Genomic DNA, 19,674 nt, shown 5'->3' on the forward strand with positions numbered 1-19,674 from the left:
ACTTAAGGTTAAAGAAATATAAAGTCCTCATTAATATTGTAAAAATTCTGTTAATAATTGTATCGTTTTTAAATTTCCCATGAACTTCCCGTTATAATGGGAGAGACATTCAGAAGGGGAGGAAATGAGCATGCCTAAACAACGTATTAAGGTCATGACCGTATTTGGTACAAGACCAGAGGCTATCAAAATGGCACCAGTCGTTTTGGAACTGAAAAAGCATCCAGAAGAAATAGAAACCATCGTGGTGGTCACCGCCCAGCATAGGGAAATGCTCGACCAAGTCTTGCAATGTTTTCAAATTAAGCCAGATCACGATTTGGATATGATGAAGGATAGACAAACATTAGAAGAAATTACAACTCGAGGGCTTGAAAAATTGAGTTCGCTCATGAATGATATAAAACCGGATATCGTCCTCGTGCATGGGGATACAACGACAACTTTCATCGCAAGCTTGGCGGCTTTCTATAATAAGATACAGATTGGTCACGTTGAAGCTGGTCTGCGGACTGGTAATAAGTATTCTCCATATCCTGAAGAGATGAATAGGCAGTTGACAGGCGTCTTGGCTGATTTGCACTTTGCGCCAACAAATCAGGCGGCAGAGAATCTACTTTTGGAAAATAAAAAGAGTGATTGTATCCATATTACTGGCAATACGGCTATCGATGCTTTGAAAACAACAGTAAGGAAAGACTATGAACATCCGATTCTATCTGGTTTAAATGGAGATCGTATGATATTGATGACAGCGCACAGACGGGAAAACATCGGAAAACCAATGGAAGAAATATTCCGTTCCGTCAAACGCCTGCTTGAAGATTACACGGATATCCAAGTTGTTTTCCCGCTTCATAAAAACCCGGTTGTCCGTGAAATTGCTTACCGGATTTTTGGTGAAACGGAAAGGCTTCATTTAATAGAACCGCTTGAAGTGCTTGATTTTCATAATTTTGCGGCGCACGCCCATCTAATATTGACAGATTCCGGAGGGGTGCAAGAAGAAGCTCCCTCACTTGGCGTTCCCGTCCTTGTGTTACGCGATACAACAGAACGTCCGGAAGGAATCGATGCTGGTACCCTTTTATTGGCAGGAATTGAGGAAGAACGAATTTACCAATTAGCCTCAGACTTACTTACAAATGAAGAAACCTATAAAAAAATGGCGACAGCTTCCAACCCATATGGAGATGGATTCGCTTCAAAGCGGATTGTCGAAATCCTATTAACGCATTGCGGAATGAAATCACCCCTTCCATTATAAAAAATAAAATAGTGAGAAAAGCCTGTCACGTAAGCGGCAGGCTTTTTTCTATTCAGTCAGATTTTGAAACGGCTGCTCCCATTTTCATTTGCCCTTTCATGAGCGCCGGATTAAAGGAAAGAGTGGATAACTAATTTAAATTTGAAAATGTTAAATACATATGTGATAGTTTGGGTAGATCAATGTTTCAAGATTGAAAGCCTGTTTGGAGGCGTTGTAATGTTCGGGAAAGATCCTAAGTGCGTCAAATGTGGTAAAGAAATTAAGGGGGACGAAGTCGTTCTTGTAAAAATTCGTTATCCAAAGCGGAAAGGGATGACTGAAATAAAAGCATATATGAAGGAAGTTTCACTTGCGAAGCTTGTTTTGATACGAAAATTTGATTTTAATTTTTTTTGATGCGGAACTGAAGAAAATGCAGCTAAGCCACCAGTACCTTTTCTCAGTGAAGATAAAGGAGTATAAGATATCCCTGTCGAATTGATAGTCAACACGAAACAGGAGATTACCTAACTGCAAACCTATGGGGAAGCTGATTTCCCAACACCTGAAGAAGCGAATGACCTTGTTTTGCATGCAAAAATCAAAAAAGGCGATATGTTGATCATGGTATCCGATACGTTTCCAGGCAATCCGCTTGAAGTCGGGAATAACGTAGCATTGGTCCTCGAATGTGAAAGCGACTCGGAAATCCGGCATTTGAGGCTATGTGTGAAAAAGGATTATCCTTAATGGAGCTGCAAGATACATTTTGGGGAGCTAAGTATGGTAAGGTCAAGGATCAAATTTGGCATTCACTGGGACTTGAATTTCACAAAATGAATGTAAAGATGGCCGAAAATACGCCTTGTATCCCCAGCCATTTTTAATAGGAATTCATTCGCCTGAACACTCCATCAAAAAATATGAAAATGATTAAGGACATTTTTTCCAATCAATAAAATCGTGACGCAAATGAATAATATACGGACATAGGAAGCACCTTTCTTAATTGCGAAGTTCGTTCCTACCAATGCTCCCGCGACCATTGCAAGTCCCCTCGGGATTCCATAGGCAAAATTGACGGTCCCCATAGATAAAAAAATGATAAGTGCGGCAATATTGCTTCCAAAATTCAATATTCTTGCATTCCCGGCAGCCTGGACAAAATCAAACCCAATGATCAAAAATGAAAATAATAAAAAGGAGCCTGTGCCTGGCCCAAGAAAACCATCATAAAAACCAATCGCAAATATTATGACAATCAAAAGAATCATTTTCTTCCTTGTCAGCCCTTTATACTTTGCATCTTTACCCCAATCCTTTTTTACCAACGTATAAATCGCGACAATGACCAGCAAGATCATAATGAGGGGCTTCAGTACCTCTGCGGAAACGAAATGTACAACGTATGCTCCTAACGCCGCTCCAATCAAGGTAATCGGAAACAGCTTGATGACGAATTTGAAATCCACTTTTCCAGCCCGAATGAATGAAATCGTACTCGTTAAAGATCCCATTGTACCTGCCAGCTTGTTAGTGGCAAGTGCCGCTGAAGGCGAAATCCCCGTGAACAATAAAGCCGGAATCGAAATTAAACCGCCGCCGCCTACAACGGAATCGATGAATGCGGCAATAAAGCCCGCAAGTACTAAAAATAGCAAAGTATAGTGATTGATATCCTCCATGTACTCCCCTTCTTTCAAAAACACTATCTAAAATGCCATTACTCATTTTTCATCCAGATAATCGAATAACCTTTCTTCTGAAATGACCGTGAATCCATGTCGCCTAAGCAAAGCCGCGGTCACTCCATTCCCGACCTTCTTCTCCCCCTTGAATTCCCCATTATAAATCGTGGCACTCCCACAGGATGGACTATTTTCTTTTAAAACGACTAACGTCGCCCCTACTTCCTGGGCTTTCAATAACGTAAGATTCGCTCCCTTTATGTACAATTCCGTTACATCCCTGCCCGACTTTTCGATGATCTTCGCTTTTCCATCAAGGACATCCCCACCTTCACCGCCAACTATCTCAGCAGGTTCCCTCGGTGTCGAAAAACCCCCAAGCAACTCAGGACAAACCGCTATAGCCTTTTTCTCCCTCATCAAATCCATAATTCCATCATTCAAGCTGTGCGTACCATTGTATCTTACCTCAAGACCCGCTAAACAAGAACTCACCAAAATCATCAAATCACCCCGCCTCATGCGCTTTACACCATTTTACCACTCTTTTAGTGACAATCATTTCGAAGATTGAATATTCACCAGGGTTTTTGCGCTGATATAATGCCGGTGGGATTATGGATTTGTGTGGGTCGAATTATTTTCACACTGGCTGAATTTTCCGCGCATCTGCCGAATTCTGCAAAACAATAAAAAAGCGCTTGCAGCGAAGGCGATTCCCGGCAAGCGCTTGTCTATTTAGTTGGTTGAATTCAGTGATAGCAGTTGGTACGTAATGATGGTCTTTTCACTGGTCCATTCAATTTTTTGGATAACGGCTGTTCCGCTTGAATCAGATTGAATCGTTTTGCGGACATCGATTGGAATATCGATAGGATATAACCTGTAACCAGCTTTCGACAGCCGGAAAATGTTTTCTTCTTCACGGGTTTCGTTCCCTTTTGTAACGATCATGGTATTTAGCTCCATAGGCATGCCCATGTGTATCTCCTCCTCTTGCCAATATGCTTAGTATATACTTCATTCTATCATTATTCGGTTTTACTTTTCATCCAAGATGTTAAATCTTCGACTACTTTTCTGTTCACGGCAGGTGGGAAATAATGCGTGAATTGAGGGAAATACCAGCTCTCGACCTCTTTGTCATGCATTTTCAACCTTTTTTCCAACCGGTACGCATGTTCTATGGCGACATTGTCATCTTTTTCACCATGTATGATCAGGACGGGTACATTCAAATCTTCAATCGCAAACAATGGTGTACGGTATTCATATTGATCGGGGCATTTTTTAGGTGTACCGCCGATGACCCGCTTCATCATCCGACGCATATCCACCCGTTCGACATATGTTAAGAACATATCCGACACACCTCCCCATGTGACGATCGACGCTGCATTCCTACAGTAAATCCCAGTCCAAAGGGCCATGATCCCGCCACGGGAAAATCCGAGGATATGAATGTGATCCTTGTTCACTCGGGGGTGCTGTTCAAGAAGATTGAATCCTGATATCGCATCGAATCGATCTTCGCCGCCAAAATCCTCATCTCCCTCCCCGCCTTGATTTCCACGGTAAAAAGGGGCAAAAACGATGAAACCTTCTACAGCATACTGCACGATCCTTGCGGGCCTCACCTTGCCGACATTTTTAATCCCGCCGCGTAAATATAAGAAGGCATCATGTATTTCGCCATCAACCGGTTCAGCCAGCAACCCCTTTACCTTCAGGCCTTGTGATATGTACGTAACTGAATAAAGATGGATTCGTGGATGCGGTGATGGAAACCGCTGCTTTGAAATAATCGTTCCGTTCTCCAATTTCCACTCTCCTTTCTTTATTCTTATTGTAAAACATCCGCTTGTTTTTATCCCCTGAGAGGCATTCACATTTTTTTCTTCCGTTCATACGATAATGAAGGCAAAATACCCATATATCAAGGAGGAAGGAATTTTGAAAAAATGGTGTAAAGCAGGTGTCGTATTTTTACTTCTGTGCATGTTGGTAATCCCGCTTGGCGCATGCGGCAAAAAAGAACAGGAAACAACGAAGGTCAGGATTGCCGAAGTAACCCGCTCCCTTTTCTATACACCGCAATATGTAGCGATCGAAAAAGGTTTTTTTAAAGATGAGGGTCTCAGCATTGATTTGAAAACGACGGCAGGCGGCGACAAGACGATGACCACGCTTCTGTCCGATGGGGCGGATATTGCTCTCGTTGGCTCCGAAACATCGATTTACGTTCAGGCACAAGGTTCGAACGACCCCGTCATCAACTTCGCTCAATTAACACAGACGGATGGAACGTTTCTTGTTTCACGTGAAAAAATTGACAACTTCAATTGGAATATGCTGAAAAACTCTACATTCCTAGGCCAGCGAAAAGGCGGGATGCCGCAAATGGCCGGCGAGTTCGTATTGAAAAAACATAACATAGACCCGAAAAAAGATTTGAACCTCATCCAGAACATTGATTTTGCGAATGTCGCAACTGCCTTCGCTTCCGGAACCGGCGATTTCGTTCAACTGTTCGAACCAACGGCCAGTGTGTTTGAAAAAGAAGGAAAAGGCTATATCGTCGCTTCTTTCGGCACCGAGTCCGGGCATCTTCCATATACAGTTTATATGGCTAAGGAAAGCTATTTGAAAGAAGACAAGGAGACTGTCGAAAAATTCACGAGAGCATTGAAGAAAGCACAAGATTGGGTTCAGGAAAACGATGCTGCCGAAATCGCCAAAGTCATTCAGCCGTATTTTGAAGATACCAATATCGAGACGATGGAAACAGTTATCAACCGCTACAAAGAACAAGGATCCTTTGCAACCGACCCCATTCTTGATGAAGAAGAATGGAACAATCTGCAAAACATCATGGATGAAGCAGGCGAGCTTCCTTCACGTATTAGCCATGAAGAGCTGGTCAATACCGACTTTGCTGAAGAAGTCACAAAATAACATAGCAAAAGGTAAGGAGGATGTCCGATGAGCTTTTTAAAAATCCAAGACATTCACCATACTTATTTTTCAAATCAGACGGCAGCGACCGCACTAGCGGACATTTCCCTCGACATTGAAAAAGGTGAATTCGTCTCTTTTCTAGGTCCGAGCGGCTGCGGAAAAACCACCCTGCTTTCCATCATCGCCGGGCTATTTCCCCCCACTTCAGGAAAGATCCTGCTCGAAAACAAACCGCTGAAGGCCAACAGTGACCTTTCAATCGGCTATATGCTGCAGCAGGATTATCTATTTCCATGGAAGACGATAGAAGAAAATATATTATTAGGATTAAAACTGATTAAAAAAGATGAAGGACTTGAGAGAATAAAAACGCTGAAGCTTTTAAGCGACGTTGGATTAGGAGACACCGGAAAATTGTATCCGCGCGAACTATCGGGAGGAATGAGGCAAAGGGCTGCACTGGCACGGACACTGGCGGTCGACCCAAAAATCCTTTTGCTTGATGAACCGTTTTCTGCTCTTGATTACCAAACGAAGTTGAAGCTGGAAGACCTTGTTTTTGAAACACTGAAATCCTTCGGAAAGACAGCCGTGCTCGTCACCCATGATATCGGTGAAGCCATTGCAATGAGTGACCGCATCTTTCTGTTTTCCGCGAACCCGGGAAGGGTGCACAAAACCTTCAAGGTGCCCGATGAATTGCGTGAACTCACGCCTTTCCATGCACGCAACCATCCGCAGTATCCGATGCTATTCCAAACGATCTGGAAGGAGTTTGAGAGCCTTGAATATTGAACAGCTTCATAACCAATATAAAACCTCATTGAAAAAAGAAAACAGGCTCATTCGCTTTTATCAGATCCTGATTTTCATCATTTTTTTCGGCAGTTGGGAACTTTTATCCAGGAAGGAACTGATCGATCCGCTCATCTTCAGCTCACCAACTAAAGTGTGGCATCTTTTCATACAGAAATTGGGTGATGGAACCCTGCTATCCCATTCCGGAGTGACGCTATTCGAGACCGTTCTCGGCTTTATCATAGGGACACTGCTTGGAACGATCCTGGCATCCCTGCTTTGGTGGTCGCCCAGACTATCCAAAACACTTGACCCCTATCTCGTCATTTTAAATGCCATGCCGAAAGTGGCGCTCGGCCCCATCATCATCGTTGCATTCGGCCCTGGTTTTCCATCCATCATCTCGATGGGGGCGATCATTTCCATCATCATCACCACCATCGTCGTCTACACCGCATTTCGTGAAGTGGACCCGAACTACCTGAAAGTACTCCAAACTTTTGGCGCAACAAAAACACAAGCTTTTCGGGAAGCCATATTACCCTCATCCTTCCCAACGATCATCTCGACATTGAAAGTGAATGTCGGCCTCTCCTGGGTCGGCGTCATCGTCGGGGAATTCCTAGTTTCGGCCAAAGGGCTCGGCTACCTAATCATCTATGGCTTTCAAGTCTTCAACTTCACCCTCGTAATGCTTGCCTTGATGATCATTGCCGTCTTTGCCACAATCATGTATCAACTAGTCGAACTGCTCGAGCGAAAATTAATCAAAGACTAACCAAACTGCCGATAACCCTCGGCAGTTTTTCACTCATGCAAAGCTAAAACATGATTTTAGTTGAATTCCGGCAGTTTACTCGTGAGTTTCCGCCATTTACTCGTGAATTCCTGCCATTTACTCGTGAATTCCTGCCATTTACTCGTGAATTCCGCCAGTTTACTCGTGAATTCCTGCCATTTACTCGTGAGTTCCGCCATTCACTCGTTTCTTTGCAAAATGCCATCATCCAGTCTCGATAAGCTCAACGGTACAATCTCATCTTTCATGATGAAGCTAAACTCCTCACCGAGTACATCCGGCAATGATTCCATAAAGATCGGGCCTTCCGTTTCCAGGTAATTCTCTTTCTTCTCTACTTCACGTAATTCGGCATAGTATATTGATTTAACGAATGGCTTCATTGGATCATGTACTTTATATTGTCCCAAAAATTGCAGTTGGCCCACTAAGCCTCCTGTTTCTTCATAAACTTCCCGTATGGCCGTTTCTTCAATCGATTCCCCTGCTTCCCGTTTACCACCAGGGAATTCCAATCCCCGTTCTCTGTGTTTGGTCAATACCCACCTGCCCTTATATCGGCTAAGCACAAAAACATGCCAAGGCTCTCCAAAGACAGGATTCTCGGAGAATTCGACCTTATATCCGTTCTTATCAAGAAATCGTTTCATTTTTCCCCTTCTCTCCGTATAAGAAATGGTGCTATGCCCCTTGTTTCATTATATGGGTAAAAAAAACCACTATCCAGCGAGAATCTGCATCACATCAAAAAAACGATGGACCCTCAATATTCGAGGCCATCGTCTGTTGGTTTTGCCTGCAGTATCCCCATGCTTTCTATATGCCGTCTTCCTTCTTCAGTACCCAGGGCGTAAATCATCTCGTAAATTTTTTGGAGAGTGATATCCTGTTTATCATTTTCACGGTCAAAATGATATTGAAGGTATGGGACATGTGCCCGGTAAAAATTTTCTTCCCCTACTGAATAATTATAATCAAATAATTCACGTAATTTAATGATTTCATTATCTGTCGCCTCGATTTCAAAATTCCATGGAGAACTTTCCCTATCTTGTGTGATCTGCCCATTCGGAAGCCAAATGTAATATTTTTTCCTGTTTTCAGACACATTCATCCACCCTTTCCATATATCCTACGCTTATTTTTCACGTATTTCCCCACTTCATACAATGGAAAATTTTGTTTAAAGAAGAACAAAGATGTTAAATAATAGATTAAAGTATCTTTCAAAGGGTAAAACATATAATAAGCCCAAGCATCCCTTAAGATTTTTATATGCACCCAGAGGTTTTTTTGATAACCTAAATATAAAGAGATAAACGGATTTCTAATAAATGTGAGGTGAAAGTTTTGAAGTTAATTGAAGAATTATACAATATGTACCGTGATAAGATGACTGGTGATGAAGAAGATATTGATATGCTTACTTTTGCGGTTCTGGAACAGCTTGACCGCAAGGAAATTTTCGAATTGCTTCAAGAGATGGATGATCAAGAACTAACCAATTTAATGGGCCTTTACATTATTGAAACGTTAAAAGGGAAGTTCGCTCAAAATAGTATGAGCGACACGAAACCTACACATTTTCCGCCTAGGAATATTCATTAAATACATACCATGTCAGGTGTCCCTCTTTTGATGGATGCCTTTTTTATTGTTTTAACCCAAAAAAAAGCCCTACCAAAGTAGAGCTTTTCCTAAATCTTAATGTCCTAAATACGCACGCAGCATCCAAGCATGTTTGTTTAAACTTTTCTTCATGCCTGTCAGCATATCGGCCGTAACCGGATCTTCTTCTTCGGCAACTTCGATGATTTCCAGGAACTCTTCGGAAAGCTTCTCAAAATCACTGATGACGCTTTGAACCATATCTTCTGTATTTTCATTACCTGTCGCTTCTTCGATCGTCGTTAATTCCATGTACTCTTTAAGGGTAGCAACCGGCTTTTCACCAATGGCCAATAATCTTTCAGCCATTTCGTCATAGTTGGATGTCACTTCTTTATATAACTCTTCCAATTTTTGGTGAAGCTCAAAGAAGTGCGGTCCATTCACGAACCAGTGGTAATTATGAATTTTCGTATAAAGAACACTGAAGTTTGCAATTTCCTTATTCACTAAAGTTCCTAATTTTTTCTGAGCCATAAATATCTACCTCCGTAAGTTGGTTATACCTTTATAATTCCCTCTATTCGAAAATTGAAACATTAACTGACTGGGTTCTTATGCTAAAATGAATCTAAATTGTGAACGTTAGGAGCTGTAAAGTATGATTACGGTTTTAGTTATCTCCATTATTGTGATTCTGATTGTATTGGCATTATCGGTCTTAACAATCGGAAAAGGTTACAGCTACAAGCATACAGTGGATCCTGTCGATCCTTTGCCTAAGGATGAGGAAAAAAAAGAAGAACCTGAAAAATGAAAAAAGTTCCTGTCGCAAATGGACAGGAACTTTTTTATTAACCGAAAACTTTATGAAGATCTTCTTTATCTTGTGCAAGCCAGAAATTCATTAATTTCTTGGCTCCTTCAAGATCATGCAATTTTGCTTGGCCGCATTGTTTTTCGTTTGCAGCAGGAATTTCGGTAATTGTAACAGCATCCTTGAATGTATCTTCAAGAACATCGATGATTTCCGTGACTGTCGGCTCGCCGCTGACCACAAGGTAATATCCTGTTTGACATCCCATTGGCGAAATGTCGATAATATCAAAGTGATCGTAGCGCTCGGAATGCTTACGGATATTGAATGCAAGCAAGTGTTCCAGGGTATGGATCGTGTCCGGCTTCATCGCTTGTTTATTCGGCTGGCAAAAACGGATATCAAATTTATTAACAACACCGTCTGTTCCTACCTTATGGACACCGCAATGTCTAACATATGGAGCTTTAACAGCGTTATGATCTAATTCAAAGCTTTCGACTGAAGGCATTTAATTCACTCCTTAATTGTATGTCATCTCTATTTTACCTTGAATAATAATATATTTCATCCTTTAAAATTAATTCTCATTATATCAATCAGATTACCAATATGCTTATTCCTTTTTTATCCTTATTGGAAATTTAGAAAATATGCTATAATTGAGGGTAGTCATTTTATCGAAAAGAGATGAAAGCATCGTGTTGAAAAAAATATTAATGGGAATCATCCGTTTTTACCAAGTTGCTATTTCTCCATTAAAACCTCCCACCTGCCGTTTTTATCCAACTTGTTCCCATTATGGTTTGGAAGCGGTCAATCGTTTCGGACCTATAAAAGGAAGCTGGTTAGCACTCATCCGGATTCTTAAATGTCATCCGTTTCATCCAGGGGGCATTGACCTTGTTCCCGAAAAAAAAGAAAAAGGTGAGGAACAATAGAAAAAACCCTTGCTTTCTTTTGCAATCTTTTGTATCATACAGAAGTCAAATCGTAATCATTTCGTTTTTACCACATAAAATTCAAATCGTAATCAATACGAATTATAAAGGAGCATTTCATATGAAAATTCGAGCATTGCTCTCACTTTTCCTTGTTACTGCGGTATTTCTGTCAGCCTGCGGCAACTCAACGGGAGAATCGAGTAAGGAAGATACCAAGGATGCCTTGGATATATATACGACGGTTTACCCTTTACAATACTTCACTGAGGCCATTGGCGGGGAGTACGTGAATGTCGAGACTGTTTATCCTCCCGGAACGGATGAACACACATTCGAACCCTCTCAAAAAGATATTGTAAAAATGGCTGAATCAGACCTATTTTTCTATATTGGCTATAATCTTGAAGGCTTTGTAACCAAGGCTGAACCAATTTTAAGCAAAGAAGGCGTCAGCACAATTGCGGTGGGAGAAACGGTTCATCTTGATGAAGAAGAACATGCACATGAAGAGGAACATGCACATGAAGAAGAACATGCACATGAAGAGGAACATGCACATGAAGAGGAACATGCACATGAAGAGGAACATGCACATGAAGAGGAACATGCACATGAAGAAGATGGTCATGACCATGGCGGCGTTAATCCGCATTTGTGGTTAGATCCCGTCTATTCCATTGACATGGCTAAAACCATCAAGGACGAATTAACAAAAAAAATGCCGGAACAGGAAGAATATTTCAACAGCCAATTCAATGAGCTTTCCGAAAAGCTTGAGGCACTTGATGAAAAATTCGCGACGACGATCGAATCGGGCCGAACCAATAAGATCATCGTTTCCCATTCTGCATATGGTTATTGGGAGGAACGCTACGGATTGGAACAAATTGGCGTCACAGGACTAACGTCTTCAAATGAACCTTCTCAAAAGGAACTCGGGAAAATTGTAACCATGGCTAAAGAAGAAGACTTGAACTACGTCATCTTCGAGCAGAATATCAGTTCTAAACTAACCGAAATCATCCAAAAGGAAATGGGAGCGAAATCACTCGAGCTTCATAACCTTTCCGTATTGACGGATAAAGATATCGAAGCCGGCGAAGATTACTTCAGTTTAATGGAAAAAAATATCAAGACACTGCAAACTGCATTGAAATAGAAAAAAAGCGGGCCCTTTGGGGTCCGCTCTTTTTTTCCCATCATTTAGTCATTCCTTTAAATGCTTCTCACGGATCTTTTCCATTTTCGTCATCAATTCGGTTCCAATCGTTGATTCGAATTCCGGATAGATGACGGTCATCTCATCCATCCATTCTTTCTTTTCTTCATCAGACAGTGTATAGATGTCGATATTCGATTTTTGCTGGATTTCCCTTAGCTGTTCCTGATTCAATTCATTTGATTTGATCCATAGCCATTTCGTCGTATCATCCATCGCCCGTTGGATTTGCTGCTGAATATCCAACGGGAGTTTGTTCCAAAACTGCTTGTTTATCATGACTACATATCCTAAATAGCCATGGTCACTGATCGTTAAATATTTTTGCACCTCATATAATTTTTTGGAATAGATATTCGAAATCGTATTTTCCTGGCTGTCCGTTTCTTTGATTTCAAGGCTTTTAAACGTTTCATTAAACTCCAGAACTGAAGTTGTCGCCCCAAAATGCTTGAATTGCCTTTCCAGGACTGCACTTGGCATGATTCTGAAATTCTTTCCTGCAAAATCACTTGGATGCCGTATCGGTTTACTGCTTGTAATCTGTTTATAGTTATTCGACCAAAATGCGAGTCCTTCGATATCGATGATATTCAGCTGCTTAAGCAGTTCTTCCCCCACTTCCCCATTCAAGGCTTCCTGCAAGGCAGCGTCCGTTGGAAAGACGTAAGGGAGGTCCAATAGCATCCATTTCTTTGATATGCTCGTAATTTTAGATGCAGTCGGTGCAATCATCTGCACCTTGTTTTCTTGTAATGCTTCGATTTCTTCATGATCACTATATAATGACTGATTTGGATAAACTTCTATTTTGACACGATGATCTGTATATTCATCGACAAGTTGGGCAAATCGGTTTGCAGCTAGACCTTTAGGTGTATTTTCGGCAACGACATGACTGAACTTAATCACGATTTGATCCTTCATCCCTACCTGCTCCTCATCCTTCGGCAAATTGAAACCGAAGCTAGTAAAGAACGATTGGAACGATATATACACTGCTATCAACAGTCCCAAGCCAATTAATAAGAAGTACCCCCATAATGCACGCATACCGACAACTCCTCACCGCTCACTTCACATTATCACTATTCTATCACAGCTTTTTGCTGTCGTAATACAATGCGCGAAAAATAGCGAAAAGTGATAGAAATTCTGTTACTATTAAGTATAGAAGTAATGGAGGAAAACCAATGGATAAATCCTTTCATATGCCCATACAAATTAAAATCACCCTGCTATCATTCGTAATCGTCGCTTTTTCGATACTAATAGGCGGGATTTTTATATTCGGAAATATCGTTTCGGTCAGGGAAGACGAAATCGGCAAACGATCCATGATCACTGCCCATACCATTGCCGAACTCCCTGAAGTACAAAAATTGGTTCGTGAGCCTGAAGGATGGACGCAGCTTAATCCGATTATAGAAAACTTAAGGAAAATCCATCAAGCGGATTATATAGTTGTACTCAACAATCAGCATATACGCTATTCCCACCCGGTGTTCAGCCAATTGGGGACCCCATCCAGCAGCAGCGATGAAAGCGCTGCGTTCGCTGAACACGAATACCTTTCAAAGGCTGCTGGCGAACTTGGCATTTCCGTCCGCGCCTTTGTCCCTATCCTTGATGGAGATAGAGAGCAAATCGGCGTCGTACTGGTTGGGAATATCTTGCCTACGATACCGGAATTAATCAAGGACCTTAAAGGCGAAATCGCGATTATCCTGGTCCTTACACTCCTATTCGGTGTATGCGGCTCATGGCTCATGGCAAAAAGGATAAAAAAAGAGACCTTCCAACTTGAACCCCATGAAATTTCACGGATGTTGGTTGAAAGGACAGCCGCTTTCAATGCCATGCATGAAGGGGTCATCGCCATAGATAATAATCAGGCAATCACGATTTTCAATGAAAAGGCTAAGCAGATATTCAATATCAACGGTGCGGTCATAGGCAAGAATATCAATGATATTATACACGATACCCGTCTTCCGGAAGTGCTCGACCGGACATCTCCCATCTTCAATCAGGAAATCTCCGTTCAAAACCGGAATATTGTAAGCAACCGGGTACCGATAAAGATTGCGGATAAAACGATCGGTGCCGTCGCCATTTTCCAGGATCGCACCGATGTGACGAAGCTAGCTGAAGAGTTGACTAGTGTCAAAGCATTCGTTGAAGCCCTGCGCGTTCAAAACCATGAACATATGAACAAACTTCATACGATAGCAGGATTGATCCAGCTAGGTAATCTAGACGAAGCTCTGCATTACATTTTTCAGATCACGGAAGAACAAGAGGAATTGACCAGGTTTTTAACGAAGCACATTCACGATGATAATTTAGTGGGGCTGATATTAAGTAAGATCTCCTTGGGACGGGAACTCGGGATCGAGCTCATCATGGACAAGTACACGAAATTGGACCGCTTCCCCGCTGATTTGGATCATCACGATTTTGTTTTGATAATCGGAAACCTGATCGAAAACTCATTCGCAGCGCTAAAGCATTGTTCAGAGGAAACCAAACAGGTTTATCTATCCATCTACCAGGATGAACGTCATTGTCAAATCGTGCTTGAGGATAATGGACCCGGCATTCCCGAGGACATTCATAAGGATATATTCGAGTATGGTTTTACAACAAAAGGTGCGGAAGGATCAGGAATTGGTCTTTATCTAATAGACCAAATTGTAAAAAAAGCGAATGGCGAAATGAAATTCACGACACGCCATAATGAAGGAACAAGCTTTTTTCTTTCTTTTCCGATGCATGATATAGAGGAGAACCAAAATGACTAACGAAATTCGTGTACTTTTAATTGAAGATGACCCAATGGTCCAAGAGGTCAACAAACAGTTCATAGAGCGCCTGCCTGCCTTTAAAGTAGTTGATACAGCTTCAAATGGGCTTGAAGGTCTGGAAAAAATCAGGCAGTCTAAACCCGACCTTGTCATTTTGGACATCTTCATGCCATCTTTAAACGGGGTTGATACACTTTATCAAATCAGAAAAAAGCAAATTGATGTGGATGTCATCATCATTTCAGCGGCAAATGATCAGAAAACGATTCGAAAAATGATACAGAACGGGGCTTTTGACTATTTAATCAAGCCATTTAAATTCGATAGGTTAAAACATACGCTGGAACAATACTTTGCTTTTCGGATGGAGGTTGAACCTGACCATCAAATTTCGCAAAATCAGCTCGACCGGATTCTCTTTCAAAATAAAACAAATTCTGAAGCGAGTCCGAAATATGATGTTCCGAAAGGATTGAATGGCGCGACTCTTGAGCAAGTGACGAAGTTCATAAAGACCCAGCCTGGATCACTATCTGCAGAAGAAGTGGCTGATGGGATTGGAATCGCCAGAGTTACAGCAAGGCGCTATCTTGAATACTTGCATGGTGAAGAAGTACTTCAGCTTGACGTACAATATGGCAGCATAGGCCGTCCAGTCAATAGGTACCGGCTTAAAAAACCTTAACGCATGGGGACCGGCTCGAAACGGTTCCCTTTTTACTTTTAATCTTTACGCACCTGTCTTCCGGTCATACAGGCCCCACTTTCTCTTCAAAAGAAACAGCTCGCACTCCTCCAAAGCCGTCACTTCTTTTATGACATAGTCAGGCATGCCTCTTCTTAGTAGAATTTCCGCAATAAGGTACGGTTTTTTCATACACTCTCCCCTCCTTTTCCCTTTGGTCGCCATTCTTTTAATCTCATTATACAAAATAATCCAGTTAGGGAAAAATAGACAAAGCCCCATTTTCCGAAAAAAATTATGATTTATCCGTCATTTAAATGATTTTTCTAAAAATCTGCAGACAAATTAAAAATGTTCCTGGTTGATTTCAGTCATACATTCCCTTTCCGCCGACTGTCTGGCCAAGCCTCATTAAAACAAGCATATAGCGGGATCTTGGCTAGCAAGTCAGGAAAAACAATGAACTGATTTGTTAGTATCCTATTAAAATCATTTTCCAAAAGGGTGAGGATTCCGTCCAATAAAGTACTAATTGGGTGAGTTACAAAGACCGTGGGAGTAATAGGCGATAGGATCAATATTTAATCAAAAGAGGTGGGCCGTGCACCTCCTTTGATGTTTCACTTGTACAGTTTACTAAATGTAGTCAATTCCTTTAGCCGCTTTTCATTGATGGCAAAACCGATTCCAGCTTTATCGGGAACTTGGATCATGCCGTTTTCGACGATGACTTCAGGATCGATTATATCTTCATCCCAATAACGTGCTGAAGATGATATATCCCCTGGAATCGTGAACCCTTTTAATGTGGCAAGTGCAATATTATGTGCACGTGAAATGCCAAATTCAATCATACCGCCGCACCAAACGGGCACATCATTTCCCAGGCATAGATAATGAATCCTTACAGCTTCCATCCAGCCGCCGACTTTAGCCATCTTAATGTTGATAACCCCACAGCTCTGGAGCGACAGTGCACTTTCGGCATCATGAAAAGAATTTATACTTTCATCAAGGCAAATGGGTGTCTGCAGCTGTTTCTGCAAAAATGAATGTTCCACAATGTCATCATGCCCAAGCGGCTGCTCAATCATCATCAGCTTAAAGTCATCAAGTTTCTGAAGATGCGGGATGTCATCAAGAGTGTACGCTGAATTGGCATCTGCCATTAGCGGGATATCGGGATAGGCCCGACGGATTTCCGCCAAAAACTCCAAATCATTTTGAGGATTTATTTTTATTTTATAACGCTGATAACCAGATCCTGAAAAATCCTCGATCTGGCGCATCGCATCTTCTATATCATTCGATGCAACGACTACGCCAGCGGCCACTTCACTTCTTTCGCCGCCAAACAGCCGTCCAAGGTAGACTCCTTTCTGCTTCGCATACAAATCGAGGATTGCCTGCTCTAAAGCTGACTTCGCCATCGCATTCCTCCTGATTCCGCTCCATAAGTTCTGCAGCTCATCAGGATGCCTGATCTGGCTGGCCAATGTCAGCGGGATTAAGAAGTCATCCAACATATGAAAGCATGTTTTGATCGTTTCCTCGGTATACCAAGGACTTGTAAAAGGGACAGCTTCCCCGTATCCAATCAATCCGTCTTCATCCATGGCTTCGACTATTATCACTTCCCGGTCGTTTACCGTTTCGAGATGTGTCTTGAATGGCCGCTTTAAAGGGGCCTTAATGAGCTTTAGTGAAATGGAGGATAACTTCAGTGCCATTCCCCCATCTCCTTCTTCAGTTCCCGTCTCAGAAGCTTGCTTGCGCCATTCCGGGGGAGCTCCTTACAAAAAATCACGTTCCGGGGAATTTTATAAGATGCCAAATATCCCCTGCAATATTCCAGCAGTTCGCTCTCACCTAGCTCTGCACCTTGATGCAGGACAACAAAAGCAAGCGGGACCTGCCCCCATTTTTCATCGTCTGTCCCCGTCACTCCCGCTTCGAAAACATCAGGATGCTTACTAAGGACATTTTCAATCTCGGCCGGGTAGACATTTTCACCTCCGGAAATGATTAAATCCGACCGTCGGTCAAGTACATATAAAAAGCCTTCCTCATCGAGATAACCAAGGTCCCCAGTATAAAGCCATCCATCGGTAATGGCCTGCTGTGTAGCATCCATCCGATTAAAATAGCCTTTCGTCACATTCGGACCCGAAACCACGATTTCCCCCACTTCACCCGGTTCACACATCGTGCCGTCTTTCTCTATCCGTAACTGCGAAGGAAACAAAGGCTTTCCTGCTGAGCCGATTTTTGTCATGCTATATTCCGGTGCCAGTGTCACAATCTGTGAAGACGTTTCGGTCATCCCATATGTTTGATAGACGGGAATCCCTTTCTCCTTACATACTTCAAGCAAATGGACGGGAGCAGGGCCGCCGCCCAACAGGAAACAGCGTAAGGTTTTTGGATAGCTTGTTTCCTTCATATCCTGTACCATCCTATTCAGCATAGCCGTCACGACCGAAATGATCGTCACGCCATTTTCCTGAATGCTCCGGTTTGCTTCCCGTTCATCGAAACGTTCCGCCAAAACGACTTTCATGCCATAAATCACATTTTTCATCAAGATGGATAAACCGCTAATATGAAAGATCGGAACCGCACAATACCAAGAGTCCTCCTCATGCAATCCAAGGTTCAGAACAGACCCTACAGCACTCCACCAATGGTTGCCGAATGTTTGGATCACCCCTTTTGGATTTCCTGTCGTACCGGATGTATACATGATCGTAGCGGTATCCTCAAGGTAAAACTCTTGAAGTATCCCTGCCGTGCCTTCATCCGGCAATTCTTCCATTAAATGAAGGTTCAAATCCGGGAGAATCTCACAAATATCAGAGAGTTTGCCGGAGAAGGATCCTTCTGAAACCAAATAGGCCGTTCCGCTATCCTCGATCTGCCAGGACAGCTCTTTTGCCGTTAGCTTATTATTCAGCATCACAATCTTCACACCGAGATAAAATAGTGCATGGATAACGACAACACCATCAATATGGTTACGGAGCAAAACCGCGCATGAATCGCCAGCGCCCAGACCAATGCTTGCCAGCTTACCAGCCATCTTCTCCGATAATGTATGAAGTTCAAGAAAGCTATACGTATGACCTTCAAACTCAATTGCCGGGCGATCCGGTGAAAGATGCGCCCGATTTTTCAGCCAGTTCGGCAACTTTTCTTCTGCCATTGCTGCTTACCCTCTTCCTTTTTGATATAGAAAACAGCCCGGCGATTTTCCGCCAAGCTGTCAGTCTCATCGATTCACGCGTTTCATTAAGGGAAACGAGGGAATTGCCCAAAGTCCGGAGTGCGTTTTTCTTTGAATGCATCGCGGCCTTCTTTTGCTTCTTCTGTTGTATAGTATAAAAGTGTAGCGTCACCAGCCAATTGTTGAAGACCTGCAAGGCCATCAGTATCAGCGTTCATTGCCGCTTTCAAGAAACGAAGTGCAGTCGGGCTCTTCTCAAGCATCTCTTCACACCATTTAACCGTTTCCGCTTCCAATTGGTCTAATGGCACGACCGTGTTGACCAATCCCATATCCAATGCTTCCTGTGCATTGTATTGACGGCATAGGTACCAGATTTCACGCGCCTTTTTATGACCCACGATACGTGCAAGGTAGCCAGAACCATAACCAGCATCAAAGCTTCCTACATTCGGTCCAGTTTGTCCGAAAATTGCATTGTCAGCAGCAATCGTCAAGTCACATACCACGTTCAAGACATTTCCTCCACCAATTGCATATCCTGCCACCATGGCTACGACTGGTTTTGGAATTACGCGAATCAAACGTTGCAAATCAAGAACATTTAAACGCGGAATGTTATCTTCACCCACATATCCGCCATTTCCGCGGACCTTTTGGTCTCCGCCTGAACAGAATGCTTTGCCGCCTACACCTGTTAAAATAATGACACCAATGCTGGAATCATCGCGCGCCCTTGCGAATGCATCAATCATTTCAGCAGTCGTTTTTGGCGTGAATGCATTATGTACATGCGGTCGATTGATGGATACTTTCGCAATCCCGTTATATTTTTCATACAAAATTTCATCATACTCACGTATTGTTTCCCATTGAATC

The 19,674-nt window shown here is 42.4% G+C and carries 26 protein-coding genes; 12 read left to right on the top strand and 14 right to left on the bottom strand.

Annotated features, from left to right (window positions below):
- Nucleotides 1-130: 130 nt before the first annotated feature.
- From wecB to ACIQ0C_RS20160, 3 genes are all read left to right on the top strand, one after another.
- Nucleotides 131-1,267 carry a non-hydrolyzing UDP-N-acetylglucosamine 2-epimerase gene (wecB, locus tag ACIQ0C_RS20150; RefSeq protein WP_403063209.1) on the top strand — a complete coding sequence of 379 codons (1,137 nt, stop codon included), beginning with the start codon at nt 131-133 and terminating at the stop codon, nt 1,265-1,267.
- 219 nt (nt 1,268-1,486) lie between these two features.
- Complete coding sequence (locus ACIQ0C_RS20155; protein ID WP_403063212.1) at nt 1,487-1,666, top strand: Fe3+ hydroxamate ABC transporter substrate-binding protein; 180 nt, start codon at nt 1,487-1,489, stop codon at nt 1,664-1,666.
- Between the two features lie 332 nt (nt 1,667-1,998).
- Nucleotides 1,999-2,136 carry a hypothetical protein gene (locus tag ACIQ0C_RS20160; RefSeq protein ID WP_403063215.1) on the top strand — a complete coding sequence of 46 codons (138 nt, stop codon included), beginning with the start codon at nt 1,999-2,001 and terminating at the stop codon, nt 2,134-2,136.
- Between the two features lie 27 nt (nt 2,137-2,163).
- Here the strand turns inward: ACIQ0C_RS20160 and ACIQ0C_RS20165 are convergent, their stop codons facing one another.
- The 4 genes from ACIQ0C_RS20165 to ACIQ0C_RS20180 form a co-directional block, all read right to left on the bottom strand.
- Nucleotides 2,164-2,934, bottom strand: a complete 771-nt coding sequence (locus tag ACIQ0C_RS20165; RefSeq protein ID WP_403063218.1) for a sulfite exporter TauE/SafE family protein — start codon at nt 2,932-2,934, stop codon at nt 2,164-2,166.
- Nucleotides 2,935-2,976: 42 nt separating this feature from the next.
- A complete protein-coding gene (locus ACIQ0C_RS20170; RefSeq protein WP_402840720.1) occupies nt 2,977-3,441 on the bottom strand; it encodes a 2-thiouracil desulfurase family protein in 465 nt (154 codons plus the stop codon).
- A gap of 234 nt (nt 3,442-3,675) precedes the next feature.
- Entirely contained in the window at nt 3,676-3,918 is a 243-nt protein-coding gene (locus ACIQ0C_RS20175; protein ID WP_101225571.1) for a DUF2584 domain-containing protein, read from the bottom strand.
- 50 nt (nt 3,919-3,968) lie between these two features.
- The gene (locus ACIQ0C_RS20180) at nt 3,969-4,757 is read right to left on the bottom strand and encodes an alpha/beta hydrolase family protein (protein WP_252267928.1); all 789 of its coding nucleotides are present in this window, start codon (nt 4,755-4,757) and stop codon (nt 3,969-3,971) included.
- A gap of 133 nt (nt 4,758-4,890) precedes the next feature.
- On the opposite strand from ACIQ0C_RS20180, the gene ACIQ0C_RS20185 reads away from it, so the two are divergent.
- The 3 genes from ACIQ0C_RS20185 to ACIQ0C_RS20195 are packed head-to-tail and all read left to right on the top strand — an operon-like array spanning nt 4,891 to nt 7,471.
- Nucleotides 4,891-5,892 (top strand): ABC transporter substrate-binding protein, encoded by a 1,002-nt coding sequence (locus tag ACIQ0C_RS20185; protein ID WP_403063222.1) that lies wholly within the window; start codon nt 4,891-4,893, stop codon nt 5,890-5,892.
- 27 nt (nt 5,893-5,919) lie between these two features.
- Nucleotides 5,920-6,690: an ABC transporter ATP-binding protein gene (locus ACIQ0C_RS20190; protein ID WP_403063225.1), complete on the top strand. Its 771-nt coding sequence runs from the start codon at nt 5,920-5,922 to the stop codon at nt 6,688-6,690.
- Nucleotides 6,680-7,471, top strand: a complete 792-nt coding sequence (locus ACIQ0C_RS20195) for an ABC transporter permease (RefSeq protein WP_402840662.1) — start codon at nt 6,680-6,682, stop codon at nt 7,469-7,471. Before ACIQ0C_RS20190 ends, ACIQ0C_RS20195 begins: the two co-directional genes overlap by 11 nt.
- A 56-nt stretch (nt 7,472-7,527) precedes the next feature.
- On the opposite strand, the gene ACIQ0C_RS20200 is transcribed toward ACIQ0C_RS20195, so the two are convergent.
- The 3 genes from ACIQ0C_RS20200 to ACIQ0C_RS20210 all read right to left on the bottom strand — a co-directional run bounded on the left by ACIQ0C_RS20200 (nt 7,528) and on the right by ACIQ0C_RS20210 (nt 8,606).
- A complete protein-coding gene (locus ACIQ0C_RS20200; protein WP_403063228.1) occupies nt 7,528-7,671 on the bottom strand; it encodes a hypothetical protein in 144 nt (47 codons plus the stop codon).
- The gene (gene ytkD / locus ACIQ0C_RS20205; protein WP_402840664.1) at nt 7,672-8,142 is read right to left on the bottom strand and encodes an RNA deprotection pyrophosphohydrolase; all 471 of its coding nucleotides are present in this window, start codon (nt 8,140-8,142) and stop codon (nt 7,672-7,674) included.
- Nucleotides 8,143-8,255: 113 nt separating this feature from the next.
- Nucleotides 8,256-8,606 (bottom strand): hydrolase, encoded by a 351-nt coding sequence (locus ACIQ0C_RS20210; protein ID WP_403063231.1) that lies wholly within the window; start codon nt 8,604-8,606, stop codon nt 8,256-8,258.
- A 227-nt stretch (nt 8,607-8,833) separates the two neighbouring features.
- Here ACIQ0C_RS20210 and ACIQ0C_RS20215 point away from each other — a divergent pair, with 227 nt between their 5' ends.
- On the top strand, nt 8,834-9,100 hold the full coding sequence (locus ACIQ0C_RS20215) for a DUF6154 family protein (RefSeq protein ID WP_370020242.1): 267 nt from the start codon (nt 8,834-8,836) through the stop codon (nt 9,098-9,100).
- A 96-nt stretch (nt 9,101-9,196) separates the two neighbouring features.
- Here ACIQ0C_RS20215 and ACIQ0C_RS20220 read toward each other — a convergent pair whose 3' ends face one another.
- Nucleotides 9,197-9,637, bottom strand: coding sequence for a Dps family protein (locus ACIQ0C_RS20220; RefSeq protein ID WP_403063234.1), 441 nt, complete (start codon nt 9,635-9,637; stop codon nt 9,197-9,199).
- 124 nt (nt 9,638-9,761) lie between these two features.
- Here ACIQ0C_RS20220 and ytzI point away from each other — a divergent pair, with 124 nt between their 5' ends.
- The gene (ytzI, locus tag ACIQ0C_RS20225) at nt 9,762-9,917 is read left to right on the top strand and encodes a YtzI protein (protein WP_403063237.1); all 156 of its coding nucleotides are present in this window, start codon (nt 9,762-9,764) and stop codon (nt 9,915-9,917) included.
- A gap of 37 nt (nt 9,918-9,954) precedes the next feature.
- Here the strand turns inward: ytzI and ACIQ0C_RS20230 are convergent, their stop codons facing one another.
- Nucleotides 9,955-10,428 (bottom strand): S-ribosylhomocysteine lyase, encoded by a 474-nt coding sequence (locus ACIQ0C_RS20230; protein ID WP_137019600.1) that lies wholly within the window; start codon nt 10,426-10,428, stop codon nt 9,955-9,957.
- Nucleotides 10,429-10,636: 208 nt separating this feature from the next.
- Here ACIQ0C_RS20230 and yidD point away from each other — a divergent pair, with 208 nt between their 5' ends.
- Complete coding sequence (gene yidD, locus ACIQ0C_RS20235) at nt 10,637-10,858, top strand: membrane protein insertion efficiency factor YidD (RefSeq protein WP_402840723.1); 222 nt, start codon at nt 10,637-10,639, stop codon at nt 10,856-10,858.
- Nucleotides 10,859-10,979: 121 nt separating this feature from the next.
- Complete coding sequence (locus ACIQ0C_RS20240; RefSeq protein ID WP_403063240.1) at nt 10,980-12,020, top strand: metal ABC transporter solute-binding protein, Zn/Mn family; 1,041 nt, start codon at nt 10,980-10,982, stop codon at nt 12,018-12,020.
- 48 nt (nt 12,021-12,068) lie between these two features.
- Here ACIQ0C_RS20240 and ACIQ0C_RS20245 read toward each other — a convergent pair whose 3' ends face one another.
- Nucleotides 12,069-13,133: a DctP family TRAP transporter solute-binding subunit gene (locus ACIQ0C_RS20245; RefSeq protein WP_403063243.1), complete on the bottom strand. Its 1,065-nt coding sequence runs from the start codon at nt 13,131-13,133 to the stop codon at nt 12,069-12,071.
- A 140-nt stretch (nt 13,134-13,273) separates the two neighbouring features.
- Between ACIQ0C_RS20245 and ACIQ0C_RS20250 the strand changes: the two genes are divergently transcribed.
- On the top strand, nt 13,274-14,884 hold the full coding sequence (locus ACIQ0C_RS20250) for an ATP-binding protein (protein WP_403063246.1): 1,611 nt from the start codon (nt 13,274-13,276) through the stop codon (nt 14,882-14,884).
- Nucleotides 14,877-15,572, top strand: a complete 696-nt coding sequence (locus ACIQ0C_RS20255; RefSeq protein ID WP_403063249.1) for a response regulator — start codon at nt 14,877-14,879, stop codon at nt 15,570-15,572. The genes ACIQ0C_RS20250 and ACIQ0C_RS20255 overlap by 8 nt, the downstream gene beginning before the upstream one ends.
- 45 nt (nt 15,573-15,617) lie before the next feature.
- Here ACIQ0C_RS20255 and ACIQ0C_RS20260 read toward each other — a convergent pair whose 3' ends face one another.
- The 4 genes from ACIQ0C_RS20260 to menB all read right to left on the bottom strand — a co-directional run bounded on the left by ACIQ0C_RS20260 (nt 15,618) and on the right by menB (nt 19,673).
- On the bottom strand, nt 15,618-15,764 hold the full coding sequence (locus tag ACIQ0C_RS20260) for a hypothetical protein (RefSeq protein ID WP_156319616.1): 147 nt from the start codon (nt 15,762-15,764) through the stop codon (nt 15,618-15,620).
- Nucleotides 15,765-16,192: 428 nt separating this feature from the next.
- Nucleotides 16,193-17,296, bottom strand: coding sequence for an o-succinylbenzoate synthase (menC, locus tag ACIQ0C_RS20265; RefSeq protein ID WP_403063284.1), 1,104 nt, complete (start codon nt 17,294-17,296; stop codon nt 16,193-16,195).
- On the bottom strand, nt 17,293-18,774 hold the full coding sequence (locus tag ACIQ0C_RS20270; protein ID WP_402840682.1) for an o-succinylbenzoate--CoA ligase: 1,482 nt from the start codon (nt 18,772-18,774) through the stop codon (nt 17,293-17,295). The genes menC and ACIQ0C_RS20270 overlap by 4 nt, the downstream gene beginning before the upstream one ends.
- A gap of 86 nt (nt 18,775-18,860) precedes the next feature.
- Entirely contained in the window at nt 18,861-19,673 is an 813-nt protein-coding gene (menB, locus tag ACIQ0C_RS20275) for a 1,4-dihydroxy-2-naphthoyl-CoA synthase (RefSeq protein ID WP_370029151.1), read from the bottom strand.
- Nucleotide 19,674 lies beyond the last annotated feature (1 nt).

Origin of the sequence: Peribacillus sp. NPDC096448 (assembly GCF_044762675.1) — a bacterium.
Classification (GTDB): Bacteria; Bacillota; Bacilli; order Bacillales; family DSM-1321; genus Peribacillus; species Peribacillus frigoritolerans_B.